Origin of the sequence: Ensifer sp. B1-9, assembly GCF_050474445.1 — a bacterium.
Classification (GTDB): Bacteria; Pseudomonadota; Alphaproteobacteria; order Rhizobiales; family Rhizobiaceae; genus Ensifer.
Map to the genome: position 1 here is coordinate 180,370 of NZ_JBCHVG010000001.1, position 26,449 is coordinate 206,818.

21 protein-coding genes are annotated in these 26,449 nt (G+C 63.9%); 17 read left to right on the forward strand and 4 right to left on the reverse strand.

The window, feature by feature from the left end; translation table 11 throughout:
* Positions 1-99 precede the first annotated feature (99 nt).
* From ftsW to murB, 4 genes are read left to right on the forward strand one after another with little or no spacing between them, the layout of a single operon-like run.
* Complete coding sequence (gene ftsW / locus ACQ5BM_RS00840) at positions 100-1,254, forward strand: putative lipid II flippase FtsW (RefSeq protein WP_247958386.1); 1,155 nt, start codon at positions 100-102, stop codon at positions 1,252-1,254.
* A gap of 3 nt (positions 1,255-1,257) precedes the next feature.
* Positions 1,258-2,382, forward strand: coding sequence for an undecaprenyldiphospho-muramoylpentapeptide beta-N-acetylglucosaminyltransferase (gene murG / locus ACQ5BM_RS00845; RefSeq protein ID WP_429806595.1), 1,125 nt, complete (start codon positions 1,258-1,260; stop codon positions 2,380-2,382).
* The gene (gene murC / locus ACQ5BM_RS00850; protein ID WP_429806596.1) at positions 2,379-3,788 is read left to right on the forward strand and encodes a UDP-N-acetylmuramate--L-alanine ligase; all 1,410 of its coding nucleotides are present in this window, start codon (positions 2,379-2,381) and stop codon (positions 3,786-3,788) included. Before murG ends, murC begins: the two co-directional genes overlap by 4 nt.
* A 2-nt stretch (positions 3,789-3,790) precedes the next feature.
* On the forward strand, positions 3,791-4,765 hold the full coding sequence (murB, locus tag ACQ5BM_RS00855; protein ID WP_429806597.1) for a UDP-N-acetylmuramate dehydrogenase: 975 nt from the start codon (positions 3,791-3,793) through the stop codon (positions 4,763-4,765).
* A gap of 359 nt (positions 4,766-5,124) precedes the next feature.
* Here the strand turns inward: murB and ACQ5BM_RS00860 are convergent, their stop codons facing one another.
* On the reverse strand, positions 5,125-6,435 hold the full coding sequence (locus tag ACQ5BM_RS00860) for an MFS transporter (RefSeq protein WP_429806599.1): 1,311 nt from the start codon (positions 6,433-6,435) through the stop codon (positions 5,125-5,127).
* A 369-nt stretch (positions 6,436-6,804) separates the two neighbouring features.
* Here ACQ5BM_RS00860 and aqpZ point away from each other — a divergent pair, with 369 nt between their 5' ends.
* The 8 genes from aqpZ (at position 6,805) to recN (ending at position 17,018) form a co-directional block, all read left to right on the forward strand.
* Positions 6,805-7,491, forward strand: a complete 687-nt coding sequence (gene aqpZ, locus ACQ5BM_RS00865) for an aquaporin Z (RefSeq protein ID WP_429806600.1) — start codon at positions 6,805-6,807, stop codon at positions 7,489-7,491.
* Positions 7,492-7,798: 307 nt separating this feature from the next.
* Positions 7,799-8,725, forward strand: coding sequence for a D-alanine--D-alanine ligase (locus ACQ5BM_RS00870; protein ID WP_429806601.1), 927 nt, complete (start codon positions 7,799-7,801; stop codon positions 8,723-8,725).
* Positions 8,713-9,663: a cell division protein FtsQ gene (ftsQ, locus tag ACQ5BM_RS00875; RefSeq protein ID WP_429806603.1), complete on the forward strand. Its 951-nt coding sequence runs from the start codon at positions 8,713-8,715 to the stop codon at positions 9,661-9,663. Before ACQ5BM_RS00870 ends, ftsQ begins: the two co-directional genes overlap by 13 nt.
* On the forward strand, positions 9,660-10,991 hold the full coding sequence (gene ftsA, locus ACQ5BM_RS00880) for a cell division protein FtsA (protein WP_429806605.1): 1,332 nt from the start codon (positions 9,660-9,662) through the stop codon (positions 10,989-10,991). The genes ftsQ and ftsA overlap by 4 nt, the downstream gene beginning before the upstream one ends.
* Before the next feature lie 203 nt (positions 10,992-11,194).
* Complete coding sequence (gene ftsZ / locus ACQ5BM_RS00885; RefSeq protein ID WP_429806606.1) at positions 11,195-12,979, forward strand: cell division protein FtsZ; 1,785 nt, start codon at positions 11,195-11,197, stop codon at positions 12,977-12,979.
* 334 nt (positions 12,980-13,313) lie between these two features.
* The gene (lpxC, locus tag ACQ5BM_RS00890; protein ID WP_429806608.1) at positions 13,314-14,267 is read left to right on the forward strand and encodes a UDP-3-O-acyl-N-acetylglucosamine deacetylase; all 954 of its coding nucleotides are present in this window, start codon (positions 13,314-13,316) and stop codon (positions 14,265-14,267) included.
* 173 nt (positions 14,268-14,440) lie between these two features.
* Positions 14,441-15,307, forward strand: coding sequence for an outer membrane protein assembly factor BamD (locus ACQ5BM_RS00895; RefSeq protein ID WP_429806610.1), 867 nt, complete (start codon positions 14,441-14,443; stop codon positions 15,305-15,307).
* Positions 15,308-15,344: 37 nt separating this feature from the next.
* The gene (recN, locus tag ACQ5BM_RS00900) at positions 15,345-17,018 is read left to right on the forward strand and encodes a DNA repair protein RecN (RefSeq protein ID WP_429806612.1); all 1,674 of its coding nucleotides are present in this window, start codon (positions 15,345-15,347) and stop codon (positions 17,016-17,018) included.
* Between the two features lie 78 nt (positions 17,019-17,096).
* On the opposite strand, the gene ACQ5BM_RS00905 is transcribed toward recN, so the two are convergent.
* The gene (locus tag ACQ5BM_RS00905; RefSeq protein WP_429806614.1) at positions 17,097-17,372 is read right to left on the reverse strand and encodes a hypothetical protein; all 276 of its coding nucleotides are present in this window, start codon (positions 17,370-17,372) and stop codon (positions 17,097-17,099) included.
* Between the two features lie 354 nt (positions 17,373-17,726).
* On the opposite strand from ACQ5BM_RS00905, the gene ligA reads away from it, so the two are divergent.
* A complete protein-coding gene (gene ligA, locus ACQ5BM_RS00910; RefSeq protein WP_429806616.1) occupies positions 17,727-19,880 on the forward strand; it encodes an NAD-dependent DNA ligase LigA in 2,154 nt (717 codons plus the stop codon).
* Positions 19,881-20,042: 162 nt separating this feature from the next.
* Here ligA and ACQ5BM_RS00915 read toward each other — a convergent pair whose 3' ends face one another.
* Positions 20,043-20,450, reverse strand: a complete 408-nt coding sequence (locus ACQ5BM_RS00915; RefSeq protein WP_429806618.1) for a VOC family protein — start codon at positions 20,448-20,450, stop codon at positions 20,043-20,045.
* 460 nt (positions 20,451-20,910) lie between these two features.
* Between ACQ5BM_RS00915 and panC the strand changes: the two genes are divergently transcribed.
* The 4 genes from panC to ACQ5BM_RS00935 all read left to right on the forward strand — a co-directional run bounded on the left by panC (position 20,911) and on the right by ACQ5BM_RS00935 (position 23,856).
* Positions 20,911-21,786: a pantoate--beta-alanine ligase gene (gene panC / locus ACQ5BM_RS00920; protein ID WP_429806620.1), complete on the forward strand. Its 876-nt coding sequence runs from the start codon at positions 20,911-20,913 to the stop codon at positions 21,784-21,786.
* Between the two features lies 1 nt (position 21,787).
* The gene (gene panB, locus ACQ5BM_RS00925; RefSeq protein ID WP_429806622.1) at positions 21,788-22,609 is read left to right on the forward strand and encodes a 3-methyl-2-oxobutanoate hydroxymethyltransferase; all 822 of its coding nucleotides are present in this window, start codon (positions 21,788-21,790) and stop codon (positions 22,607-22,609) included.
* Between the two features lie 213 nt (positions 22,610-22,822).
* On the forward strand, positions 22,823-23,539 hold the full coding sequence (locus ACQ5BM_RS00930) for an AzlC family ABC transporter permease (protein WP_429806624.1): 717 nt from the start codon (positions 22,823-22,825) through the stop codon (positions 23,537-23,539).
* Positions 23,540-23,541: 2 nt separating this feature from the next.
* A complete protein-coding gene (locus ACQ5BM_RS00935; RefSeq protein WP_429806625.1) occupies positions 23,542-23,856 on the forward strand; it encodes an AzlD family protein in 315 nt (104 codons plus the stop codon).
* A gap of 238 nt (positions 23,857-24,094) precedes the next feature.
* Here ACQ5BM_RS00935 and ACQ5BM_RS00940 read toward each other — a convergent pair whose 3' ends face one another.
* On the reverse strand, positions 24,095-25,930 hold the full coding sequence (locus tag ACQ5BM_RS00940; protein ID WP_429806627.1) for an aminopeptidase P family protein: 1,836 nt from the start codon (positions 25,928-25,930) through the stop codon (positions 24,095-24,097).
* Between the last annotated feature and the right edge of the window lie 519 nt (positions 25,931-26,449).

Genomic DNA, 26,449 nt, shown 5'->3' on the forward strand with positions numbered 1-26,449 from the left:
GCTGCCCGGTCCAGCGCGCCAACCGGCGCCAGGGCCAGGCGGTGATACCGAGGTTTCGGACGTGGGGCGCGATGGGCGCCGGAGAAGGGGACTGACAAGATGGTAAGCCGAGCCGAACGTGGCCCCGTGGCCGACTGGTTCTGGACGATCGACAGGTTCTTTCTGGCGACCTTCATCCTATTGATGGGCGTCGGCTTCATGCTGTCCTTCGCCGCAAGCCCCGCGGTCGCCGAGCGTATCGGCCTCGACAGCTTCCACTTCGTCAAGCGCCATGCGCTCTTCCTGCTGCCTTCGCTGGTGGTGATGGTCGGCATCTCCTTCCTCTCGCCGCGCCAGGTCAGGCGTGCCGCGATCCTGCTTCTCGGCGGTTCGCTGGCGATGATGGTGCTGGTGCTCTTCATCGGCGAAGAGGTGAAGGGTTCGATGCGCTGGCTTTCGATCGCCGGCATTTCGATCCAGCCATCGGAATTCATGAAACCGGCTTTCGTCGTCGTCTGCGCCTGGCTCTTCTCCGAGCACGCGCGCCAGCCGGAAATCCCGGGCAATCTCTTTGCCATCCTGCTCTTCGGCATCGTCGCGGCGCTTCTCGTCGCCCAGCCCGACCTTGGCCAGACGATCCTGACGACCGCGGTCTGGGGCGGCATGTTCTTCATGGCCGGCATGCCCTGGCTCTGGATCATCCTGCTCGGCAGCGCGGCGGTCGGCGGCTTCTTCGTCGCCTATACGATGCTGCCGCACGTCGCGGCCCGTATCGACAAGTTCCTGACGGGCGAGGGCGATACCTTCCAGATGGACACGGCACGCGAGGCGATCATCCGCGGCGACTGGTTCGGGCGCGGCCCGGGCGAGGGCATCGTCAAGCGCATCATCCCGGACAGCCACACCGACTTCGTCTTCTCCGTTGCGGCCGAGGAATTCGGCATCGTCTTCTGCATGGTCATCGTGCTGATCTTCGCCTTCCTGGTGATGCGCGGCCTCAACCATGCCTTCCGCGAACGCAACGACTTCAACCGGTTCGCCGTCGCCGGCCTGGTTCTCCAGATCGGCATCCAGTCGATGATCAACATCGGCGTGAACCTCGAACTGCTTCCGGCCAAGGGCATGACCCTGCCGCTGATCTCCTATGGCGGCTCGTCCATGGTGGCGATCTGCGTCACCGCCGGTTTCATCCTGGCGCTGACGCGTCACCGTCCGGAGAAGCGCGCCGTGGAGCGCAGCCTGTTTCGGTCCGGCATCGGCGTGCCGGCGGAGTAAAACATGACTAAAGGCATCATCCTGCTTGCCGCCGGCGGTACCGGCGGCCATCTCTTTCCGGCGGAGGCGCTGGCCCATGAACTGAAAGCCAATGGCTATTCGGTGCATCTCGTCACAGACAGCCGCGCCGAACGCTATGCCGGCAAGTTTCCGGCCGACGAAGTGCATGTCGTGCCCTCGGCGACGATCGGCTCGAAAAACCCGATCAGCGTGGCGAAGTCGCTGTGGACGCTTTGGACCGGCATGCGTGCTGCGCGCAAGCTGATCGCGCGGCTGAAGCCGAAGGCCGTCGTCGGCTTCGGCGGTTATCCGACCGTGCCGCCGCTTCTTGCCGCCACCGGCATGGGCGTGCCGTCGCTGATCCATGAGCAGAATGCGGTCATGGGCCGCGCCAACAAGGCGTTGGCCTCGCGCGTCAAGGCGATCGCCGGCGGGTTCCTGCCGGAAGGTACGGGTGCCTTTGCCGCGAAGACCGTGACAACCGGCAATCCGGTTCGTCCGGCGGTACTTGCCGCTGCCAAGACGCCCTATGCCGCCGCCGGCGGCGATGCGCCGTTCCACCTGGTCGTCTTTGGCGGCAGCCAGGGCGCGCAATATTTCTCGAAGGCGATCCCGCAGGCGATCTGCCGGCTCGACGACGCGGTTCGCCAGCGGTTCAAGGTGACCCAGCAGGCGCGGACGGAAGACAAGGACGGCGTGATCGCGACCTACGAGCAGCTTGGCGTACCGGCCGAGGTCTCGCCCTTCTTCACCGACATGGCCGAGCGCATCGCCGGCGCGCAGCTCGTGATCTGCCGCTCCGGCGCCTCGACGGTTTCGGAACTTTCGGTCATCGGCCGTCCGGCGATCCTGGTGCCCTATCCCTACGCGCTCGATCACGACCAGGCGGCCAATGCCGCAGCACTCGCCGCCAAGGGCGGCGCACGGGTGATCGCCCAGTCCGAACTGACGGCAGACCGTCTTGCCGGCATCCTCAAGGATGCGGTCGATAACCCACAATCGCTCGCCCAGATGGCGGCAAACGCCCGGGAAACCGGCAAGCCGGACGCAGCGAGCTTGCTTGCATCCCTCGTAGAGGCTATTGCCAGCGGTTTGACAGTCGAGAAATTCAGGGAAACACGCTCATGAAAATGCCGAAAACCATCGGGCTGGTCCATTTCATCGGTATCGGCGGCATAGGCATGAGCGGTATTGCCGAGGTGCTGCACAATCTCGGCCATCGCGTCCAGGGCTCCGACCAGGCCGATAGCGCCAATGTGCAGCGCCTGCGCGCCAAGGGCATCGAGGTCTTCGTCGGCCACAAGGCCGAGAATATCGGCGATGCCGAGGTGATCGTCGTCTCGACCGCGATCAAGAAGAACAATCCGGAGCTGATCGCCGCGCGCGAAAAATTCCTGCCCGTCGTACGTCGTGCCGAGATGCTCGCCGAACTGATGCGCTTCCGCAACGCGATCGCGATTGGCGGCACGCACGGCAAGACGACGACGACGTCCATGGTCGCCGCGCTGCTCGAGGCCGGTGGGCTCGATCCGACCGTCATCAACGGCGGCATCATCAACGCCTATGGCACCAATGCCCGCATGGGCGAGGGCGAGTGGATGGTAGTGGAGGCCGACGAATCCGACGGCACCTTCCTGAAGCTGCCGGCCGATGTCGCCATCGTCACCAACATCGACCCCGAACATCTCGACCACTACGGCAATTTCGACGCCGTGCGCGCGGCCTTCCGCCAGTTCGTCGAGAACGTGCCCTTCTACGGTTTCGGCGTGCTCTGCCTGGATCATCCGGAAGTGCAGACCATGGTCGGCAGGATCGAGGACCGCAAGGTCGTCACCTATGGCGAGAACCCGCAGGCCGACGTGCGCTTCCACAATATCCGCATGGACAACGGCACCTCCGTCTTCGACATCGAGATCCGCCGCCGCCGCACCGGCCAGGTGATCACCATGAAGGACCTGCGCCTGCCGATGCCCGGCCGCCACAACGTCTCGAACGCGACTGCGGCCATTGCGGTTGCCCAGCGCCTCGGCATCAGCCCGGAAGCGATCGCCAAGGGTCTTGCCTCCTTCAGCGGCGTCAAGCGCCGCTTCACCCTTACCGGCGAGTGTAACGGCGTACGCGTCTATGACGACTACGGCCACCATCCGGTCGAGATCAAGGCGGTGCTGAAGGCGGCGCGCGAGGCCTGCCAGGGCAGAATCATCGCCGTGCACCAGCCGCATCGCTACAGCCGCCTTTCAAGCCTGCTCGAAGACTTCTCCGCCTGCTTCAACGATGCCGACACGATCCTGATCGCGCCGGTCTATGCGGCCGGCGAGGATCCGATCCCCGGTGCAACCTCCGAGGAACTGGTGGATCGCATCAAGGCCGGCGGCCATCGTGACGCCCGTTACGTCGCCGGTCCGGAAGCAATTGCGCCGGTCGTCAGCAAGATTGCGCAGCCCGGCGATTTTGTGGTTCTCTTGGGGGCTGGCAGCATCACCTACTGGGCCGCTGCCCTGCCTAAGGAACTCGCGGATATTTCAGGAATTTGAGCATGAAACAGGTCAACGGTCAGAAACTACTGGATGCGCTCGGAAGCGGTGTCAGCGCCGTTCGCGGCCGCATCACGCCCGATGCGCCGATGGATCGCGTCACCTGGTTCCGGGCCGGCGGTCTTGCCGAGCTGATGTTCCAGCCGCACGACACGGATGATCTCGTTACCTTCCTGAAGCTCGTTCCGGAAGACGTGCCGGTCATGGTCGTCGGTGTCGGCTCAAACCTGCTCGTGCGCGACGGCGGTATTCCCGGCGTCGTCATCCGCCTGTCGGCCAAGGGCTTCGGCGAGCTGGAACTGGTCGGTGAAAACCGCATCAAGGCCGGAGCCATCTGCCCGGACAAGAACATCGCGGCCATGGCGCTCGATCACGGCATCGGCGGCTTCTATTTCTTCTACGGCATTCCCGGCTCTCTCGGTGGCGCGCTGCGCATGAATGCCGGGGCGAACGGTGCCGAGACCCGCGAGCGCGTCGTCGAGGTTCATGCGGTCGACCGCCAGGGCAACCAGCATGTGCTGTCGAATGCCGACATGGGCTATGCCTATCGTCACTCGTCGGCGGCGAAGGATCTGATCTTCACCCATGCGATCTTCGAGGGCTACGCCGAGGACAAGAACAAGATCCGCACCGACATGAATGCCGTGCGCCATCACCGCGAGACGGTGCAGCCGATCCGCGAGAAGACCGGCGGCTCGACCTTCAAGAACCCGGAAGGCCACTCGGCCTGGAAGCTGATCGACGAGGCCGGCTGCCGCGGCCTGATGATCGGCAGCGCGCAGATGTCGCCGCTGCATTGCAATTTCATGATCAACACCGGACAGGCGACCGGCTACGAGCTCGAATATCTTGGAGAAACGGTGCGCCAGCGCGTGCTCGAACATTCCGGCGTGCGGCTCGAATGGGAAATCAAGCGCATCGGCAACTTCATGCCGGGTTACGAGATCAAGGAATTCCTCGGCCGCGGCATCGCCTGAGGCTGGACGGGATCGTTTACAGAAAAGGGCCGTGGCGGAGACGCTGCGGCCCTTCTTCTTTTTGCGTGGTCGCCTTGCGTGGTCGCCGTACTTTTGACGGCTCCATCTCCCCGTCATGCTCGGGCTTGACCCGAGCATCCAGATTCCGGCCCTGCGGATCTGCGCGCACGAGGTTTCCTCGCGTCGCCCGCCGAAAGGGATGGATCCTCGGGTCGAGCCCGAGGATGACGGGAGGAGAGGGGCGCTGGCCACAACCGAACGCGGGAGATCGAGGCTCCACAAACAAGAAAGGCCGCAGCGTTGCCGCCGCGGCCCCTTGTTGTTCGTGCCAGGCCGCGCCTGCGCGGGCCGAGCCGATATCAGGCCGAAACCTCGTCTTCGGTCGACAGCACCAGGCACAGCAGCGTGATGGCGGCGGCGGCCAGCAGATAGTAGCCGACATAATCGAGGCTGTAGTTGGTCGCGAGCCAGGTGGCGATGTAGGGGGCCAGCGACGCGCCGAAGATGCCGGCGAGGTTGAAGGTCATCGAGGCGCCGGTGTAGCGCACCGAGGTCGGGAAGGGAGCGGCAAGCGCTGCACCGATCGGGCCGTAGGTGAGGCCCATGAGGCCGAGGCCGATGATCGAGAACAGGAAGGCGCCACCGAGGCCGCCGGCGAGCAGCGGGGCCATGAAGATGCCGAAAACGCCGATGCCGATCGTCGTAAGGATCAACACCAGGCGGCGGCCGAAGCGGTCCGAGAGGATGCCGGCAACCGGGATCATCAGGCCGAAGAAGACGACGCCGGTCATCTGCACGACCAGGAACTGCTCACGCGAGTAACCGAGCTTCGCCGTGCCCCAGGAGAGCGAGAAGACGGTCATCAGGTAGAACAGCACGAAGGTCGCGAGCGCCACGAAGGTGCCGAGCACCAGGCTGCGCTTGTGCGAACGGAAGATCTCGGCGATCGGCACCTGCACGCGCTCATGCTTGTCGACCGCCTTCTGGAACTCCGGCGTTTCGGTGATCTTCAGGCGAACATAGAGGCCGACGGCGACCAGCAGGACGCTGGCGATGAAGGGCACGCGCCAGCCCCAGGCGAGGAAGGCTTCGTCGTTCATCACTTCGCCGAGGACCAGGAAGGTGCCGGCCGAGAGGATGAAGCCGATCGGCGCGCCGAGCTGCGGGAACATCGCGTACCAGCTACGCTTGCCCTCGGGCGCGTTTTCGGTGGCGAGCAGCACGGCGCCGCCCCATTCCCCGCCGAGGCCGAGGCCCTGGCCGAAGCGGCACAGGGCCAGGAGCAGCGGCGCGGCGACGCCGATCGACGCATAGGTCGGCAGCAGACCGATGACGACGGTGGAGATGCCCATGGTCATCAGCGCGGCGACCAAGGTCGCCTTGCGGCCGACCTTGTCGCCGAAATGGCCGAAGACCACGGCGCCGAAGGGGCGGGCGAAGAAGGCGATCGAGAAGGTCGCGAAGGATTGCAGCATTGCCGAGGTCGGGTCGGCGCCCGGGAAGAAGAGGTGCGGGAAAACGAGCACCGCGGCGGTGGCGTAAACGTAGAAGTCGAAGAATTCGATGGTCGTGCCGACGAGGCTTGCGAACAGCACCCGGGCAGGGGAGTTCACTGCCGCGTGCTTCGACGCATTGCCCTTCGGCGACAGGATGGTTGTCGCGTCTGTCATTATCATAGTTCCTGATGATGGATGTCGTGCCGTCCTGGGAGGCGGACTGCACTTCATAGTCTGCAGCGGCCCTTGCGCGTCTGGTCAGCCGCGTGGCGCCGCAGGCCTCTTAACGCAAGTTTCGGCATGGCGAAACCCTGATATCGTAAGAAATGCGAACGATATTGGCGTCGTGCGCAGTATTATTCCGTCAATGCATGGCTCGTCGGAGAACCGCCTGGGTCTGCCTCTTCTTTAGGCGCGGCGGCTTGTAAATCTCGCCTATTGCGGGTGCGCGCGCCTTAGAACAACCGCGCTTGACCAGAATCAAATTGTGGCAAACTCTCGGCAGCCGAAGCGGTCGGCTTCGTTTTCTTCAGGAGCGAATGCATGTTCAAAAGGCTTTCTGCGGAGTTTCTCGGTACATTCTGGCTCGTTTTCGGCGGTTGCGGCAGCGCGGTGCTGGCGGCGGCCTTTCCTGAGGTCGGTATCGGCCTGCTTGGCGTTTCCTTTGCTTTCGGTCTCACTGTGCTCACCATGGCCTATGCGGTCGGAGGCATCTCCGGCGGGCATTTCAATCCGGCCGTCTCGGTGGGATTGATGGTTGCCGGCAAGTTTCCGGCGCACAAGCTCGTCGGCTACATCATCTCGCAGGTGCTGGGCGCCATTGCTGCTGCGGCCGTGCTCTATCTGGTCGCCAGCGGCAAGGCCGATTTCCAGCTCGGCGGCTTTGCGGCCAACGGCTATGGTGAGCATTCGCCGGGCGGATATTCGCTCACGGCTGCGCTCGTCGCCGAGGTCGCACTCACCTTCTTCTTCCTGTTCATCATTCTCGGCGCCACCCATGGCCGCGTGCCGGCCGGCTTTGCGCCGATCGCCATCGGCCTGGCGCTGACCCTCATTCATCTGGTCTCGATCCCGGTCACGAACACCTCCGTCAATCCGGCCCGCTCGACGGGCCAGGCGCTGTTCGTCGGCGATTGGGCGCTGGCGCAGCTCTGGCTTTTCTGGGTGGCACCGATCGTCGGCGCGGCAATCGCCGGCATCGTCTGGAAGATCGTCGGCGACGACGACTAAGCGCCTATCGCATCGCCAGAATGGAGCCCGCCGCCTCGTTTGCGGCGGGTTTTTCATTTTTTCGCTTCTTATGCATTTGATTCAGGATCGCTCCGCAACCCCTTGATCTCCCGCTGAAATGCATTGTCGCCCATGCGCTGGCGCACACGACGCGTGTTTCGTTTCCCGACTAAGGTTAACGAAAGTAAACGGTTCGTTAACCATAATGACGCTCTAGTGACCCCAATGGCACCGGTGACTCGCGAGAACCGGAATCAGCCAGGCGCAAGGAAACCTTGCGAAAGTGGCGTATTGTTTGGGGGTTTGAATGAGCGGCAAGCATGTGGCTGTCCTGATGGGCGGATTTTCTTCGGAGCGGCCGGTTAGCCTGTCGTCCGGGACTGCCTGTGCGGATGCCCTCGAAGCCGCCGGCTACCGCGTCACGCGAATCGATGTCGATCGCAACGTTGCCGAAGTGCTGGCGGCGCTTCGCCCGGACGTCGCTTTCAATGCTCTTCACGGTCCATTCGGCGAGGACGGCACGATCCAGGGCATCCTCGAATATCTGGAAATTCCCTACACCCATTCCGGTGTGCTCGCCTCGGCGCTCGCCATGGACAAGGCTCAGGCGAAGCACGTCGCTGCTGCCGCCGGCATTCCGGTGGCGGACGCGCAGGTGATGGATCGCCATGCTTTCGGTCCGAAGCATCCGATGAAGCCGCCCTATGTCGTCAAGCCGGTCCGCGAGGGCTCGAGCTTCGGCGTCGTCATCGTCAAGGAAGACCAGCCCCATCCGCCGCAGGTGGTGGCCTCGAGCGAATGGCGTTACGGCGACCGAATCATGGTCGAGCGCTATGTCGCCGGCCGCGAACTGACCTGCGGCGTCATGGGCGATCGCGCGCTCGGCGTCACCGAGATCATCCCGCAGGGCCATGCCTTCTACGATTACGACTCCAAGTACGTAAAAGGCGGTTCGACCCACGTCATTCCGGCGCAGATTTCACCAAATATTTACCAAAAAATACAAACACTCGCTCTGAAGGCGCATCAGGCAATCGGTTGCCGCGGCGTCAGCCGATCCGACTTTCGTTTCGATGACAGTTCCTCCGGTGAGGGCGAGCTGATCTGGCTGGAAATCAATACCCAGCCCGGCATGACGCCAACCTCCCTGGTGCCCGAGATGGCCGCGCATGCCGGCTATAGCTTCGGTGAGTTTTTGAGTTGGATGGTGGAGGAAGCGTCGTGTTTGCGTTGAGGGGCAGAAGGGGCAGGAGGGTTCGTCACCTCGATGGCGCTGCAGCCGTCGACGTGGACGGCGGCCGCGTGTTGCCGCGCCCGCTCCGCCGTGTCGTGCGTTTCCTCGTCAGCCTCGGAACCGGCCGCATTCGCTTCCCCGCGCATACGGGCACGGCGTCGGCGCTCGCGTTTTTTGCCGCGACCGGTTTCTATGGCATGTCGCTTGGCGGTCACACGCAGAATTTCGCCCAGGCCTCGACCACGGCCGCAGGCTTTGCCATCGAAGACGTCAAGGTTTCCGGCAACGAGCAGACCTCCGAGATCGACATCCTTCAGCAGCTCGGCCTCGACGGTACGACGTCGCTGGTGGCGCTCGACATTGCCGAGGCGCGCAGGCTGATCGCGGAGTTGCCCTGGGTGCAGGGTGTCACCGTCCGCAAGGTCTATCCGAGCACGATCGAAGTCAGCCTCACCGAGCGCAAGGCCTTCGGCATCTGGCAGCACGGCTCCGATCTTTCGCTGATCGAAAGAAGCGGCAGCGTGATCGCGCCCTTGCGCGACAACAAGTTCGCAGCCTTGCCGCTGTTCGTCGGCCGCGATGCCGAAACGGCGGCCGCCGATTTCTACGACGAGTTTTCCCGCTGGCCGGAAATCCGCTCGCGGGTGAAGGCCTTCGTCCGCGTCGCCGGTCGCCGCTGGGACCTGCGCCTCGACAACGGCATCGTCGTCAAGTTGCCGGAGCACGACGTCGCCCAGGCGATGCAGGTGCTCTCCGACATGGAAAGCCAGCACCAGCTCCTCGAGCGCGACATCGCTGCCGTGGATCTGAGGCTGCAGGATCGAACCACAGTTCAGTTGACGCCGGATGCAGTCGCCCGGCGCGAAGTTGCCTTGAAGGCGAGGGACAAAATGCTGAAGGCGCAGGAGACCGAGAAGAAGAAAGAGGGCCGCATATGAGTCTGTTCGGTTCCTCCAGCTTTGGCCTGCCGCGCCTGAAGCCGCTTTCTTCGAAGCGGTCTCATGTCGTCTCGGTGCTGGATATCGGTTCGACCAAGGTGGTCTGCATGATCGGCCGGCTGACGCCGCGCGCCGAGAGCCAGATTCTCCCGAACCGCACCCACAACGTCGAAATCATCGGCATCGGCCATCAGAAGTCGCGCGGCGTCAAGAACGGCGTCGTCGCCGATCTCGATGCGGTCGAAAGCGTCGTGCGGCTGGCGGTGGATGCGGCCGAGCGCATGGCCGGCCTTACCATCGACAGCCTGATCGTCAACGTTTCGGCCGGCCGGCTGCAGAGCGACGTCTACACCGCGACGATCGATCTCGGCGGCCAGGAAGTCGACGCCAACGACTTGCGCAAGGTTCTGTCGGCCGCCGGCCAGCAGTCGCTGCGCTCCGACCGCGCCATCCTGCACTCGCTGCCGACGGGCTTCTCGCTCGATGGCGAGCGCGGCATCCGTGATCCGCTCGCCATGTTCGGCGACGTTCTCGGTGTTGACATGCATGTGCTGACGGCCGAGCGCGCGGCGCTGAAAAACCTGGAACTCTGTGTCAACCGCGCGCACCTCTCTGTCGAGGGCATGGTTGCGACCCCCTATGCCAGCGGTCTTGCGGCGCTCGTCGACGACGAGGTTGAGCTCGGCTGCGCCGCGATCGACATGGGCGGCGGCACGACGACGATCTCGGTCTTCGCCGAAGGCAAGCTCGTTCATGCCGACGCCGTCAGCCTCGGCGGCCACCACGTGACGACGGATCTGGCGCGGGGTCTTTCGACCCGCATCGAAGATGCCGAGCGGCTGAAGGTCGTGCATGGCTCGGCGCTGCCGAACAGCGCCGACGAGCGCGACATCGTCTCGGTTCCGCCGATCGGCGAGGATGACCGCGACCAGCCGACGCACGTGCCGCGCGCTCTCGTTTCGCGCATCGTGCGCGCCCGCATCGAGGAGACGCTGGAGCTCATCCGCGATCGCATCCAGCGCTCGGGCTTCAGCCCGATCGTCGGCAAGCGCATCGTTCTGACGGGCGGCGCAAGCCAGCTTACGGGCCTGCCGGAAGCGGCGCGCCGCATCCTCGCCCGCAATGTTCGCATCGGCCGTCCGCTCGGGGTTTCCGGGCTGCCGGCGGCCGCCAAGGGCCCGGCGTTTTCCACGGCGGTCGGCCTGATGATCTATCCGCAGGTCGCCGACCTCGAGACCCATGCCTCCCACGGCGGCATGTTCTCGGCGCTCGGCGCCGGCAACGGCCGCATCGCCCGCATGGGCCAATGGCTGAAAGAGAGTTTCTAGAGCGCCGTGCGTCCGAAGGGACGCAAGGGACACTCTAGGTTTTGTAAGTGCGCATAAGCCTTTTCGAAAATCGAAGACGATTTTCGAGGTTATGCGGAGTACGGCCGGCGCCGACAGGGACGGTTCCGGGTGAAGACAAACTAAGACTTTGAAAGATTTGGCCGGCTCGGCAAGGCGGCCAGAAAACAGAAGGAACGGGTACAATGACTATCAACTTGCAGAAGCCGGATATCACGGAGCTGAAGCCGCGCATCACCGTCTTTGGGGTGGGTGGCGGCGGCGGCAACGCCGTCAACAACATGATCACCGCAGGCCTCCAGGGCGTCGATTTCGTCGTCGCCAACACCGATGCCCAGGCGCTGACCATGACCAAGGCCGAGCGCATCATCCAGATGGGCGTCGCCGTCACCGAAGGTCTCGGCGCCGGTTCGCAGCCGGAAGTCGGCCGCGCGGCCGCCGAAGAGTGCATCGATGAGATCATCGACCACCTGAACGGCACCCATATGTGCTTCGTCACCGCCGGCATGGGCGGCGGCACCGGCACCGGTGCAGCCCCGATCGTCGCCCAGGCCGCCCGCAACAAGGGCATCCTGACGGTCGGCGTCGTCACCAAGCCGTTCCATTTCGAAGGCGCGCGCCGCATGCGGCTTGCCGACCAGGGCATTGCCGAACTGCAGAAGTCGGTCGACACTCTGATCGTCATCCCGAACCAGAACCTCTTCCGTATTGCCAACGACCGCACGACCTTTGCGGACGCCTTCGCGATGGCTGACCAGGTTCTCTATTCGGGCGTTGCCTGCATCACCGACCTCATGGTCAAGGAAGGCCTCATCAACCTCGACTTCGCCGACGTCCGCTCGGTGATGCGTGAAATGGGCCGCGCGATGATGGGCACGGGCGAAGCTTCGGGCGAAGGCCGCGCACTGGCCGCTGCCGAAGCCGCGATCGCCAACCCGCTGCTCGACGAGACCTCGATGAAGGGCGCCCAGGGCCTGCTGATCTCGATCACTGGTGGCCGCGACCTGACCCTGTTTGAACTCGACGAAGCTGCAACCCGTATTCGCGAAGAAGTCGACCCGGATGCCAACATCATCCTCGGCGCGACTTTCGACGAGGAACTCGAAGGCCTGATCCGCGTCTCGGTCGTCGCCACCGGCATCGACCGCACGGCCGCGGAGGTGGCGGGCCGTTCCGCCGACTTTCGTCCGGTAGCAGCCAAGCCGGCCGTTCGCCCGTCCGCCGCCATTCCTGCCCAGCAGCCGCAGCCGGTTGCCCAGCACCAGCCGGCCCCGGTTCACCAGCCGGTGATGCAGCAGCCCGTCATCCAGCCGGTGCAGCAGCCGGTCCAGCAGCAGCCGTCAGTCGACCAGATCGCGCTCGCCATCCGCGAAGCCGAGATGGAGCGGGAACTGGACATCGCGACCCGCGCCGCACAGGCTCCGGCTCCGGTTCAGCCGGCGCATGAGGAGAACTTCCGTCCCCAGAGCAAGCTTTTCGCCGGCGCAGCACCGGTAGAGGCCGCTCCGGTCATGCGCCAGCCGCAGCCGCAGATGCAACCGGTTCAGCCCCAGCCGCAGCCGCAGCCGGTGATGCGCCAGGAGCCTGTCGCTCCGGTCATGCGCCAGCAGCCGGAACAGGTTCGCATGCCGAAGGTCGAAGACTTTCCGCCGGTCGTGAAGGCCGAGATGGACCGCCGCGCCCAGCCGGCGGCCCCGATCGCGGAAGAGCGTGGCCCGATGGGTCTCCTCAACCGCATCACCAGCTCGCTCGGCCTGCGTGAACGCGAGCAGACCCCCGCGGCAGCCGACATGACGGCTTCCGCTCCGAGCGCTGCTTCCCAGCAGCGCCGGCCGCTCTCGCCGGAGGCGAGCCTCTATGCGCCGCGTCGCGGCCAGCTTGACGATCACGGTCGCGTTTCGCAGCAGGCGCGCCCGCACGAAGATGATCAGCTCGAAATCCCGGCGTTCCTGCGCCGTCAGTCGAACTGATTGGAAGGCCCGTTCCTTCACCTTGCCGAATGCCCGGGCAACTGCCCGGGCATTTTTGCGTTTTCTTCATCATTTCAGATGTTTGAATCAATGTTACGGACCGTCGCAAATGCGTAACAAAGCGAAACGAACAGTGATTTGGAATGGTGCCTCCAAACTCTTATTTTCACACTTGGAATTGGGGACGCATGCGATTCGATCAAGCGCTGTCTGTTCGGAACGCAGAGGATCGGACTTTGTGCCGAGACTCTCGGACGCCTTGTTTGTGCCCTGAAGTTTGCTGCGTCCGCCAGCGGGTTTTGGCCATCGGCCACAGGTATTGAAAGTGACGAGAATGGGAATCGAATTGCTCGGGTTTCAGACGACGATTGCAAGCCCGGTAACGCTCAAGGGAATTGGCGTTCACTCCGGTGCGGAAGTGTCGATCACCTTCCATCCGGCGGAAGCGGATGCGGGCATCGTTTTCCAGCGCGTCCTGGCCAATGGCCGGGTCAGCGAATACAAGGCGGTTTCCTCGCAGGTCGGCAACACCGATCTCTGCACCGTTCTCGGCATGTCGCCGGCAGCGTCGATCGCCACGATCGAACATGTGATGGCCGCGATCTACGCGCTCGGCCTCGACAACCTGACGATCGAAGTGCACGGCGCCGAAATGCCGATCATGGACGGCAGCTCCGAACCTTTCATCGACGCGATCGAGCAGGTGGGCGTTTGCGCCCTTGCGGTCAAGCGTCGCTACATCCGCATCATCAAGCCGGTGCGCATCGAATCGGGTGCCTCCTGGTCGGAGTTCACGCCCTATGACGGCATGCGCTTCGAGGTCGAAATCGACTTCGATTCCCCGCTGATCGGCCGCCAGTCCTGGAAGGGCGACATGACGCCTTCGGTCTTCAAGCGCGAACTGTCGCGCGCCCGCACCTTCGGCTTCATGCGGGACGTCGAGCGGCTCTGGGCCGCCGGTTTTGCGCTCGGCTCCTCGCTCGAAAACTCGGTCGTCATTTCCGACGACAATACGGTGGTCAACGTCGAGGGTCTGCGTTACACGGATGAATTCGTTCGTCACAAGACGCTCGACGCCGTCGGCGATCTCTCGCTCGCCGGTGCACCGTTCATCGGCTGCTACCGCTCCTACCGCGGCGGCCACAAGATGAACGCCAACGCCCTGAAGGCGCTCCTCAGCGACCCGACGGCCTATGAAGTCGTCGAGACCGCGACCCCGCGCCAGCGCACCCGCGCGCGCGATATGGTTGCAGTCGCAGTTCCGGGCTTCGCGCCCTGGTCCGCATAACAAAAAAAGTCATCATCTCCTCCAGTCGCCGGCCGAAAGGCCGGCATTTTCATGATGGGGCCGCCACAAATTTGCATGAATCACCGATCATGACGTTGCGGTCTCAAGGTAACTTGCTCTAAAAGCGCATGTCTGGCGGGGTCCATGCCCGCAGAGTGGAACGGGAATATCCGATGGTTCTTGCAGTTTCTGTTGATCTGAGAAAATCAGCGCGCGTCGCCGCCGTGATCGTCGCGGCCATTGCCGGCAGCGCCCTGATTACCGCCTGCCAGAACGACCCGGATATCGACATCACCAAATTGACGGCGGAGACGGATCCGCCGGAAGTGCTCTACAATCAGGGCCTTGCCAACCTCAATGCGGGCAAGACGACGGAAGCGTCGCGCAAGTTCGAAGCGCTCGACCGCCAGCATCCGTTCTCGGAATATGCCCGCAAGGCACTGGTCATGAACGCCTTCGTTTCCTACCGCAACGGCCAGTACCAGGAGGCGATCAACGCCACCGGTCGTTACCTCAATCTCTATCCGCAGTCGGAAGACGCGGCCTATGCGCAGTACATCCAGGGGCTGGCCTATACCAAGCAGATCCCCGCCGTGACGCAGGACCAGAAGCCGGCGATGAAGGCGATCGAGGCCATGCAGGCGGTCGTCGACCGGTACCCGGACTCCGAATATGTCGACGACGCCAAGTCGAAGATCCGTTTCGCCCGCGACCAGCTCGCCGGCAAGGAGATGCAGGTCGGCCGCTACTATCTCGAGCGCAAGGAATATCTCGCGGCGGTATCGCGCTTCCGCGTCGTCATCGAGCAGTATCCGAACACCAACCAGGTGGAAGAAGCGCTGGCGCGTCTGACCGAGGCCTATTTCGCGATGGGCGTGACCCAGGAGGCGCAGACCGCTGCTGCCGTTCTCGGCCACAACTATCCGGACAGCCAGTGGTACGCCGATTCCTTCAAGCTGCTGCAGTCCGGCGGTTTGGAGCCGCGTGAAAGCGGCAACTCCTGGATTTCGCGCGCTGCCAAGAACCTCATCGGCGCCTGATCCTTATCGGCGCCCGTCAAGGAAGATACGAACCCGGATGCTCGCCCAGCTTTCGATCCGCGATATCGTCCTGATTGAACGGCTTGATCTGGCTTTCGACGCCGGGCTCTCGGTGCTGACCGGTGAAACCGGCGCCGGCAAATCAATCCTGCTCGACAGCCTGTCGCTGGCCCTTGGCGGCCGCGGCGATGGTTCGCTGGTGCGCCACGGCTCGGACAAGGGCCAGGTGACGGCGGTCTTCGACGTGCCCGCCGGCCATTCGGCGCGGCTGATGCTCAACGAGAACGGCATCGACGACGATGGCGACCTGATCTTCCGCCGCGTCCAATCCGCCGACGGCCGCACCAAGGCCTATGTCAACGACCAGCCGATCAGCGTCCAGCTCATGCGCCAACTCGGGCAGACGCTCGTCGAAATTCACGGGCAGCACGATGATCGCGCGCTTGTCGACATCGACGCGCACCGCACATTGCTTGACGCCTTTGGCGGCACATCCGACGAGGCGCACCATGTCGGCAATCTCTTCCGGGCCTGGAAGGACGCCGAGCGCGGCTTGAAGAAGCATCGCGAACGCGTCGAGGCTGCCGCGCGCGAGGCGGATTTCCTGCGTTCTTCGGTCGAGGAGCTGGAAAAACTCAGCCCGCGGGACGGCGAAGAGGACGAACTTGCCGAGAAGCGGGCGCGGATGATGAAGTCCGAGCGCATAGCCGGCGACATCAGCGAGGCGTCGGAGTTCCTGAACGGCAACGCGTCCCCGGTTCCGCTGATTGCGTCGCTGGTGCGTCGCCTGGAGCGCAAGAGTCACGAGGCGCCGGGCCTGCTCGAAGAGACGGTGGAGCTGCTCGACGGTGCCCTGAACCAGCTCTCCGATGCGCAGATGGCGGTCGAGCGGGCGCTGCGCGACACCGAATTCGACCCGAAGGAACTGGAGCGGGTGGAGGAGCGGCTGTTCGCGCTGCGTGCCGCCAGCCGCAAATACTCCGTTCCGGTGACCGAGCTGCCGGCGCTTGCCGTGCGCATGATCTCCGATCTCGCCGATCTCGATGCCGGCGAGGAGAGGCTGAAGCAGCTCGAAAGCCAGGTCGGCGTCGCCAAGGCGGCTTTCGACGCGTCGGCGCGCTCGCTCTCGGAAAAGCGGCACCGCACGGCATCGGCGCTTTCCGCCGCCGTCATGGCCGAGCTGCCGGCGCTGAAGCTCGAACGCGCACGCTTCATGGTGGAAGTCGCAAGCGATCCGGCGCAGGCGACGGCCGAAGGCATCGACCTCGTCGAGTTCCACGTGCAGACCAATCCGGGCACGCGGCCGGGGCCGATCATGAAGGTCGCCTCGGGCGGCGAGCTCTCGCGCTTCCTGCTGGCGCTGAAGGTGGCGCTTGCCGATCGCGGCTCGGCGCCGACGCTTGTCTTCGACGAAATCGACACCGGTGTCGGCGGTGCGGTGGCCGATGCCATCGGCCAGCGGCTGAAGCGGCTTTCGAGCACCGTGCAGGTGCTTTCCGTCACCCACGCGCCGCAGGTGGCCGCGCGCGCTGCGACGCATCTCCTGATCTCCAAGGGTCCTTCGGCCGAGAAGGCCGAGACGATCTCCACGCGCGTCGCCCGCATGGACGACAAGGCGCGCACCGAGGAGATCGCCCGCATGCTGGCCGGCGCCTCGATCACCGAAGAGGCGAGGGCGGCGGCGGCTCGCCTGCTTTCTGGCAACGGTTAGCTCCCTTGCCTCTCACTCGCGGAGGCGGCGACGTCGTCCAGCGTGCATTGGCTGAGATGCTCTAGTTGCGTCCGCGATCTAGCAAGGCTGCATAGGCCAAAGAGATCGAAACTTTTTTTCGATGTCGGCAGCAGAATTCAGGTATCCTCCGGGAGACGTCTGCATGTCGACGCCATAAAGGTATAGGACCGAGGACCACAGCTGCTCTTCGAGATCTCTCGATTCAAAATCCAGATCCCCTCTGTCCAGGGCTTGCATTGCCTCATAGGCCCACCGATCAGCAGTTTCTCGTTCGATCTTCCCTACAATCAGGTCTTCAAAAATCTGTCGAACCACCAACTCTGTAATGAGCATCTTCCACTCCCCCGCAGTGTGTTCGTTATTGTCGAACCTAAGTGCGTTTTCGCCCCACCCGGTCGGCACTGCCGCCCGTCCCACACTCGATCGGCTATGACGCCAACGGCGCCGTGAAGCTCTTTTGTTTCAGAGGGTCTGAGGCGCATGCGATATTTCTGGCAGCGCGCGCGACATGTACAGGTTGTGTCATCCGGATATCAACAATTTGCAAATGGTGGGTGGCCGCATTACAGGATTGCTCAGGGCCGCGTTTGACCGGCGTGATGTTGTACCTCACAACGCCAGCGGCGTTGCTCTTTTCTTTCCCGGTGGTTGCTCTACAAAACGACTCCGAATCCGGAGTCGTCGCGCATGTCCAAAGAATTGAAACCCGTCGAGAATCTCAACGAAACGGAAGCGGCCGAAGAACTCGCCTTTCTCGCCGCCGAGCTTGCCCGTCACGATGCGCTCTATCACGGTGAGGACGCGCCGGAGATTTCGGATGCGGACTATGATGCGCTGAAGCGGCGCAACGATGCGATCGAGGCGCGTTTTCCGGCGCTTATTCGCGAGGACAGCCCGTCGAAGAAGGTGGGGGCGGCGCCGTCCGTCACCTTCCAGCCGGTCGTGCACGCCCGGCCGATGCTGTCGCTCGACAACACCTTTTCGGATGAGGACGCGCGCGATTTCGTGGCGTCGGTCTATCGTTTCCTCGGGCAGCTTCCGGACAATTCGATCGCGTTTACCGCGGAGCCGAAGATCGACGGTCTCTCCATGTCGCTGCGCTACGAAAACCGCCGGCTGGTAACGGCGGCGACGCGCGGCGACGGCACGACCGGCGAAAACGTTACGGCCAATATCCGCACCATCGGCATGATCCCGCAGACGCTGCCGGCGGGCGCGCCCGATATCGTCGAGGTGCGCGGCGAGGTCTACATGGCGAAATCGGACTTTGCCGCGCTCAACGCCGAGATGGCGGCGCTCGGCAAGCCGCTCTACGTCAACCCGCGCAACACCGCCTCAGGGTCGCTGCGTCAGCTCGACGCCAAGGTGACGGCCAGCCGCAAGCTGCGCTTCTTCGCCTATGCCTGGGGCGAAATGTCGGCGATGCCGGCCGATACGCAAATGGGCATGGTCGAGATGTTCAAGGCCTGGGGCTTCCCGGTCAACCCGCTCATGCAGCGTCTCTCCTCGGCCGATGCGCTGCTCGAGCACTATCACCATATCGAGCGCGAACGGCCGGATCTCGACTACGATATCGACGGCGTCGTCTACAAGGTCGACCGGCTCGACCTGCAGGCACGCCTCGGCTTCCGCTCGCGCTCGCCGCGCTGGGCGACGGCGCACAAGTTCCCGGCCGAACAGGCCTTCACCCGGCTGACGGCGATCGACATCCAGGTGGGCCGCACCGGCGCGCTGACGCCTGTCGCGCGCCTCGAGCCGATCACGGTCGGCGGCGTCGTCGTCACCAATGCGACGCTGCACAACGAGGATTACATCAAGGGCCTCGGCAACAGCGGCGAGCCGATCCGCGAGGGCAGGGACATCCGCATCGGCGACATGGTGATCGTGCAGCGCGCCGGCGACGTCATCCCGCAGATCGTCGACGTCGTCATGGACGAACGCAAGGAAGGGGCGGAACCCTATCGCTTCCCGACCACATGCCCGGTCTGCGGCAGCCATGCGGTGCGCGACATCAACGAGAAGACCGGCAAGATCGATGCGGTGCGCCGCTGCACCGGCGGCTTCGTCTGCCGCGCCCAGGCTGTCGAGCACCTGAAGCATTTCGTTTCGCGCAACGCCTACGACATCGAGGGCCTCGGCTCGAAGCAGATCGAGTTCTTCTTCGAATGCGAGGATCCGACGCTGTCGATCCGTACCGCTCCCGACATCTTCACGCTGGAAAAGCGCCAGGCGGATTCGCTCACCAAGCTCGAGAACATCGACGGTTTCGGCAAGGTTAGCGTGCGCAAGCTCTATGAGGCGATCAACACGCGCCGCTCGATCGCGCTTCACCGCTTCATCTATGCGCTCGGTATCCGCCATGTGGGCGAGACGACGGCGAAGCTTTTGGCGCGCTCCTATGGCAGCTACGAGCATTTCGGCACGGCGATGAGCGAAGCGGCGACCTTCTCGGGCGACGCCTGGAACGAGCTCAAAAGCATCGACGGCATCGGCGAGGTGGTCGCCCGCGCGATCGTCGAGTTCTACAAGGAGCCGCGCAACCTCGAAGTGGTGACCCGTCTGCTATCGGAAGTGACGCCGGAGGCGGCGGAAGCGCCGGTTGCGTCCGATAGCCCGGTCGCCGGCAAGACGGTGGTCTTTACCGGCTCGCTCGAAAAGATGACGCGCGACGAGGCCAAGGCGAAGGCCGAGAGCCTCGGCGCCAAGGTCGCCGGTTCGGTATCGAAGAAGACCGACATCGTCGTTGCAGGGCCGGGTGCGGGATCCAAGCTCGACAAGGCCCGCGAACTCGGCGTCCAGACGATGGACGAGGACGAATGGCTGGCGCTGATCGGCGGGTGAGGGCGCTTCTGGATTGGCGATGAAGTCTTTTCGCTGCGCGGCGTCGGCCGCGCGAGAAGAGCCTGTCACGTCAGCGGAAATGCCGAGGCCTTGATGCCTGCTCACAAAAAAACGCCCGGGAAACCCCGGGCGGAGCGTCATTCCATTGTGCCAGTTCGGCCATCAGCCCTGCTGCTGAGCCGCTTCCTGGTCCATCCACATGAATTCCCAGACGTGGCCGTCGAGGTCCTGGAAGGAGATGCCGTACATGAAGCCGTAGTCGATCGCCGGCTTCCAGGGCTTGGCGCCGGCCGCGAGCGCCTTGGCGAGCATGTCGTCGACTTCGGTGCGGCTCGAAGCCGAAAGGGCGGTGATGACCTCCGTGCCCTTCCTCGCGTCGCTGATCTCGCCGGTGATGAAGTCGCGGAACTTCGGCTCGGTCAGAAGCATGACGAAGATGTTGTCCGAGATCACCGTGCAGGCGGCGGTGTCGTCGGAGAACTGCTCGTTGAAGGTGAAGCCCAGTGCGGCGAAGAACGCACGCGAGGCCTTCAGGTCCTTGACCGGCAGGTTTACGAAAATCATGCGCATGAAATGCTCCTTGGGAATGGATTTTGTCTTTGACGCACTAAGGACGAATGGCGGTCGACGATCCCGACACCGGCTCAAATGTTTTTTGACCCGGGTTGATGTGGGGCGCAACCAATGGGTTTCAAGCGCGGGTCAGGCTGCGCTCTTCGATCCGGGCGGCATCGCGACGTGCTTTATTTCGCCGTGCGAACCGGATCAATCCGCCCCGGCGTCTCGCTCTCCAGCATGGGTTGCAGGTGGCATCGATGACCAACTGCGGCAGGCCGTCGATGGACGTCAAACACGGCCGGGCGCCATCGAGCTGTGATCAATCCGATTGTTTTTTTGCGCTGCACAAGATAGAGCTTTGCAGCCGAATTTTGTGCAAATGCCCCTTGGCGAAGCAGGTCGTCATCATCCCAAGGGGCAGGGAGCCACCGTCCTTGGAGGGGTGGCCCGCCGCGGATTGGAGGGTCCGGAGATGAAGACTTTCACCACCATCGCCGAACTGCGTTCAGCGCTCGCCGAAGAACGGCGGGCGGGCAAGACGGTCGGCTTCGTTCCGACCATGGGCTACCTGCATGTCGGCCATATGGAGCTGATGCGGCGTGCGCGGGAAGAAAACGACGTCGTCGTCGCAAGCATCTTCGTCAATCCGCTGCAGTTCGGCGCGAACGAGGATCTTTCCAAATATCCGCGCGATCTCGCCCGCGACCAGGCGATGCTGGAGGAGGGCCGTGTCGACTATCTCCTCGCCCCCGGCGTCGCCGACATGTATCCGCGGCCGATGGAAACGGTGGTCGACGTGCCGACGCTTGGAAGCGAGCTCGAAGGATCGGTCCGCCCCGGCCACTTCGCCGGTGTTGCCACGGTGGTCACCAAGCTCTTCAACATCGTCCAGCCGGACCGCGCCTATTTCGGCGAGAAGGATTTCCAGCAGTTGCAGATCATCCGCCGCATGGTCGAAGACCTGGCGCAACCGGTCACCGTCATCGGCGTGCCGACGGTGCGCGAGGCCGATGGGCTCGCCTGCTCATCGCGCAATGTCTATCTGTCGGCCGAGGAGCGCCGGGCTGCGGCAATCGTGCCGAAGGCGTTGGAAGAGGCGGAGCGTCTGGTCGCGTCCGGGATCAGCGATGTGGCTCAACTCGAAAAGGCGGTAACCGAATTTCTCGCAAGCGAGCCGCTGGCGCGGCCCGAGGTCGTTGCCGTGCGCGATCCCGAGACACTCGAGACCATCGAAACGATCGGCGACCGGCCGGTGTTGCTGCTGCTCTTCGTCCGCTTCGGCACGACGAAGCTGCTCGACAATCGCGTGATCGCCCCGAAATCCGCGTTATTTGCAAAGGTTGCCTGACATGAGCGTCCAGACCGCCAAGCGCCGGCTGAGCCCCGCCAATATCGAAGCGCTGAAGGGTGAACGCCCGATCGTCAGCCTCACGGCCTACACAACGCCGATCGCAAGGCTGCTCGATCCGCACGTCGATTTCCTGCTTGTCGGCGATTCCGTCGGCATGGTGCTCTATGGGCTCGATACGACCGTCAGCGTGACGCTCGAGATGATGATCGCCCATGGCCAGGCGGTCATGCGCGGCGCGGAGCGCGCTTGCGTCGTCATCGACATGCCCTTCGGCTCCTATCAGGAATCGAAAGAACAGGCGTTCCGCAGCGCCGCGCGCATCCTGAAGGAAACCGGCTGCAGCGCCGTGAAGCTCGAAGGCGGTGCGGAGATGGCGGAGACGGTCGAGTTCCTCGTCAGCCGCGGCATTCCGGTCCTCGGCCATGTCGGGCTGATGCCGCAGCTCGTCAACACGACGGGCGGCTATCGCTCCGTCGGGCGCAACGACAAGGAAGTCAAGAAGATCCGCCGCGACGCCAAGGCGATCGATGATGCCGGCGCCTTTGCGATCGTTATCGAGGGCACGGTCGAGCCGGTCGCCCGCGACATCACCGCCGAACTGCGCTCGCCGACCATCGGCATCGGTGCTTCGCCCGCCTGTGACGGGCAGATCCTCGTCTCCGACGACATGCTCGGCCTCTTCAACGATTTCAAGCCGCGCTTCGTCAAGCACTTCGCGGAGCTGGCGCCGGCAATCTCCAAGGCCGCCGAGGACTATGCAAACGAGGTGAAGGCGCGCACCTTCCCCGGCATCGAGCATACGTTCCAGGTCAAGAAGTAAGACGCGGCCTGTTTGGCGGGCTGCGGAAACGGAGATCGAATGCGCGTCGGATTCTCGATCGGTGCGCATTTTGTTCAAGCCTTGTTCGGGCAAGGCATCATAAAATTCAATCATTGTATCAGTTGATTTGAATTGTTGCCGGAGGCGCAAGCGCCTATCAGTCCGGCACCGGACGCTGGGCGCAGTTGTTCGCCTCGGCCGGCGGAGGTTTCCATGGCAAAAGACGGATTCTGGGAAGGCGTGCGCGGCGGCTTTCCCATCATGCTGGCGGCGTCGCCCTTCGGTGCGCTGTTCGGGGCGCTTGCAGTCGACAACGGTTTTACCATTGCCGATGCCGTGTTCATGAGCGCGAGCGTCTATGCCGGCGCCAGCCAGATGGTCGGCATCGAGCTCTTCGGCAATCACGTCCAGCCCTGGCTCGTCGTGCTTTCGGTCTTCGCCGTCAACTTCCGCCACGTGCTCTATTCGGCCTCGATCGCCAAATATGTCCGGCACTTCACTTTCGGGCAGAAGGTCCTGGCCTTCTTCCTGCTGGTCGATCCGCAATATGCCGAGACCGAGAAGCGCGGCGAGCGCGGCCTGCCGATCTCCTTCTCCTGGTATCTCGGCTTCGGCCTCGTCATCTACATTCCCTGGATCTTCAACACGCTGGTCGGCGCGATCTTCGGGCAGATGATCGGCGATCCCAAGGCGATCGGCCTCGACATCCTGCTACCGGTCTATTTCATGGGGCTGGTCATGGGCTTCCGCAAGCGCGACCGGTTCCTGCCGATCGTCACGGTCTCGGCGCTCGCTTCAGTCGCGGGCATGCATTTTGTCGGCTCGCCCTGGCATGTCAGCATCGGGGCGCTTGCCGGCATCGTGCTTGCCGCCTGTCTGCCGCAGAGCGAGCGGGCCAGTGCGCCAACCGGCATCGAGAAGGAGGCGTGACCATGGACCCGCAACACCTCAACCTCATCTACCTGATCCTTGCGGCCGCGGTCGCGACCTTTCTCACGCGCGTCGGCGGCTACATCCTGATCACCCAGATGAAGCAGATCCCGCCGCGGCTGGAGGCGGCGCTGAATGCCGTGCCGGCGGCCGTGTTGACCACCCTGGTCGCGCCCGCCTTCGTCTATGGCGGGCTCGATGTGACCGTCGCCATGTTCGTCGCCTTCGCCATTGCGCTCGGCCTCAACCTCTCGACGCTCCGCATGCTCGTCATCGGCTGGGTGGTGGTGATGCTGATCCGGCACGTGGTGATGTAGGCTCTTCGCCTTCAGCCGGGCGGGCGTCGGAAGCCGCGCGGGCAGGGTGCGGAGCGGAGCATTGGCGACGCACCTCGTGCATTATCATCCCTTGATTGCCGGCGAGCTATGGCAGCACCGCGCGCGAGGATGACGCGAGAAGGGGGATTCTCACCAAACAAGCGCTTCGAGACTTGTCCAGCGTCAAACGCCGCGCCTGAGAGCGCGACGTTTTCCATTGTGTCGCTCGGCGCCTGACTCAGCGTGCGAGCGCTTCCGTTGCGGCCTTCAGCCAGTCGCGGGTCTCGTCGCTGGCGAGCAGCGGCATCAGTTTCTCGCGGGTCTCGGCGTGGTAAGCGTTGAGCCAATCCAGCTCTTCGTCGGTCAGGAGCGCCGGCAGGACCAGGCGGCGGTCGATCGGGCAGAAGGTCAGCGTATCGAAGCCGAGCATCGGCAGGTCGCCGCCGTCCACCATCGTTGCCGGCTGCACCACCACGAGGTTTTCGATGCGGATGCCGAAGGCGCCGGGGCGGTAGTAGCCGGGCTCGTTGGAGAGGATCATGCCGGGCAGCAGTTCCTGGGTCGAAAGCCGGGCGATGCGCTGCGGGCCCTCATGTACCGAGAGATAGGAGCCGACCCCATGGCCGGTGCCGTGGGCGTAGTCGGCGCCTGCCTTCCAGAGCGCGATGCGGGCCAGCGGATCGAGATCGACGCCGCGCGACCCCTTGGGGAAGCGCGCTATGCTGATCGCGATCATGCCCTTCAGCACCAGGGTGAAGAAGCGCTTCTGCTCCTCCGGAACGGCGCCGACAGCGACCGTGCGGGTGATGTCGGTGGTGCCGTTGATGTATTGCGCGCCGGAATCGATCAGGAACATGGTGCCGGCTTCGATCGGCCGATCGGTGGCGGTGGTGACGCGGTAATGCATGATTGCCGCATGCGAACCGGCGCCGGAGATCGTGTCGAAGGAGATGTCCTTCAGCGGGTTCTGCATGCGCTCGCCGACAGTGGCGCGGGCAGCTTCCAGCTGGTTGGTGGCGCCGATCTCGGTGACGGTACCGGGCTGCTGGTTATCGAGCCAGGCAAGGAACTCGACCATGGCGGCGCCGTCCTGCAGGTGGGCGCGGGTCGAGCCGTCGATTTCGGCCTTGTTCTTCTGGGCGCGCGGCAGGCGGGCGGGATCAACCGCTTCCACCACCTTGCCGCCGTTCGAGCGGATCAGTTCCGAGATGGCGAAGGAGGCGAGATCCGGGTCGATCATCACGGCGGCACCGGCAGCGCCGAGCGCCCTCAGGCGATCGTCGAAAGTGGAGGGCGCGACGATCTCGGCGATCTGGGTGAGATAGGCCTCCTGCTCGATGCCGGTCTTGCGCTTGTCGAGGAAAAGCTCGGCGCGGCCGTCGGCGTGGATGATCGCGCGGGCCAACGGATGCGGCGTGTGCGGCACGTCACTGCCGCGGATGTTGAAGGTCCAGGCGACGGAGGAGGGGTCGGTGAGCACCACGGCGCCGGCGCCCGCCTTGTCGAGGCCGGCCGCGATCCTGGCGATCTTGTCCTTGGCGAGCTCGCCGGCGTGCTCGATCGGCTGGATGCTGACCTTGCCGAGCGGGGCCGCGGGGCGGTTCGCCCAGATCCTGTCCAGCGGATTGTGATCGAGGAAGACCAGCGAACCGCCGAGGGTGGCGAGCGCCTTTTCCAGCCGGCGCACTTCGGCGCCGGTATGCAGCCAGGGGTCGATGCCGAGCCTGAAGCCCTTGGCCCCATGATTCTCCAGCCATAGATGCGGCGGCTCGCCGATGAGGTCGCCACCGGTGAATACGCTGCCGTCGACCTGCTCTTTCAACTGCGTGACGTAACGTCCGTCGACGAAAACGACTGCTTCACGCTGCGTGATGAGGGCCACGCCGGCGGAACCGGTGAAGCCCGTCAGCCAGGAAAGGCGCTCGGAGGAGGCGGGCACATATTCGCCCTGGAACTCGTCGGCGCGCGGCACGAGAAAGCCGTCGATGCCGAGGGCCGCGAAGGACGCGCGCAGGGCTTCGGTGCGCTCCTTGCCGAATTGCGGCGTGGAGGTGACTTCAAAAGACTGAAACATGGGGGATTTCCGGTAGATTGAGCGGTAAACCGCGGGAAAAGATGGGTCACGTTAGCGGAAACGGCCCTTTGGAGGAAAGAGGCGATATCCTGTAAGCGACCGCGACCCACGGTTCTCGCAATGCTTCCGGTTGTGGGCAACGCCGAGAGCAATTGCCCATTCGTCATACATATGCACTCAGCGCATGGCACCCATGCTAAGAAGTCCCTTTCTCTATCGGAATAATAGTTTATAAGCCCGCTCAACGAACACGGACGAACATCCGGTGGTTCAAAAGACTGCGGTTCCGAGAATAGTTGGTCATTCTGTTCTCCTCCTCCCTCAAGGGTGGCCAGCTTCGGAACGGTAGACGCCCGCTCGAGCGCTCCTCCTCCTCAGGCTCGCGGGCATGGTTGGCCACAAGCCAGCCAGCAGGCGATGCCCCTGGCATCGCCTTTGTTTCGAAAGGCCGCCCGTCATGATTGACGTGGCGGCCTTTTCGTTTTTCTTGATTTGTTTTGGGCGGTTGTCAGCGTCAGC

Coding starts and splice junctions, on each gene's coding strand:
- ftsW (WP_247958386.1), top strand. CDS start 100: ATGGTAAGCCGAGCCGAACGTGGCCCCGTGGCCGACTGGTTCTGGACG.
- murG (WP_429806595.1), top strand. CDS start 1,258: ATGACTAAAGGCATCATCCTGCTTGCCGCCGGCGGTACCGGCGGCCAT.
- murC (WP_429806596.1), top strand. CDS start 2,379: ATGAAAATGCCGAAAACCATCGGGCTGGTCCATTTCATCGGTATCGGC.
- murB (WP_429806597.1), top strand. CDS start 3,791: ATGAAACAGGTCAACGGTCAGAAACTACTGGATGCGCTCGGAAGCGGT.
- ACQ5BM_RS00860 (WP_429806599.1), bottom strand. CDS start 6,435: ATGACAGACGCGACAACCATCCTGTCGCCGAAGGGCAATGCGTCGAAG.
- aqpZ (WP_429806600.1), top strand. CDS start 6,805: ATGTTCAAAAGGCTTTCTGCGGAGTTTCTCGGTACATTCTGGCTCGTT.
- ACQ5BM_RS00870 (WP_429806601.1), top strand. CDS start 7,799: ATGAGCGGCAAGCATGTGGCTGTCCTGATGGGCGGATTTTCTTCGGAG.
- ftsA (WP_429806605.1), top strand. CDS start 9,660: ATGAGTCTGTTCGGTTCCTCCAGCTTTGGCCTGCCGCGCCTGAAGCCG.
- ftsZ (WP_429806606.1), top strand. CDS start 11,195: ATGACTATCAACTTGCAGAAGCCGGATATCACGGAGCTGAAGCCGCGC.
- lpxC (WP_429806608.1), top strand. CDS start 13,314: ATGGGAATCGAATTGCTCGGGTTTCAGACGACGATTGCAAGCCCGGTA.
- ACQ5BM_RS00895 (WP_429806610.1), top strand. CDS start 14,441: ATGGTTCTTGCAGTTTCTGTTGATCTGAGAAAATCAGCGCGCGTCGCC.
- recN (WP_429806612.1), top strand. CDS start 15,345: ATGCTCGCCCAGCTTTCGATCCGCGATATCGTCCTGATTGAACGGCTT.
- ACQ5BM_RS00905 (WP_429806614.1), bottom strand. CDS start 17,372: ATGCTCATTACAGAGTTGGTGGTTCGACAGATTTTTGAAGACCTGATT.
- ligA (WP_429806616.1), top strand. CDS start 17,727: ATGTCCAAAGAATTGAAACCCGTCGAGAATCTCAACGAAACGGAAGCG.
- ACQ5BM_RS00915 (WP_429806618.1), bottom strand. CDS start 20,450: ATGCGCATGATTTTCGTAAACCTGCCGGTCAAGGACCTGAAGGCCTCG.
- panC (WP_429806620.1), top strand. CDS start 20,911: ATGAAGACTTTCACCACCATCGCCGAACTGCGTTCAGCGCTCGCCGAA.
- panB (WP_429806622.1), top strand. CDS start 21,788: ATGAGCGTCCAGACCGCCAAGCGCCGGCTGAGCCCCGCCAATATCGAA.
- ACQ5BM_RS00930 (WP_429806624.1), top strand. CDS start 22,823: ATGGCAAAAGACGGATTCTGGGAAGGCGTGCGCGGCGGCTTTCCCATC.
- ACQ5BM_RS00935 (WP_429806625.1), top strand. CDS start 23,542: ATGGACCCGCAACACCTCAACCTCATCTACCTGATCCTTGCGGCCGCG.
- ACQ5BM_RS00940 (WP_429806627.1), bottom strand. CDS start 25,930: ATGTTTCAGTCTTTTGAAGTCACCTCCACGCCGCAATTCGGCAAGGAG.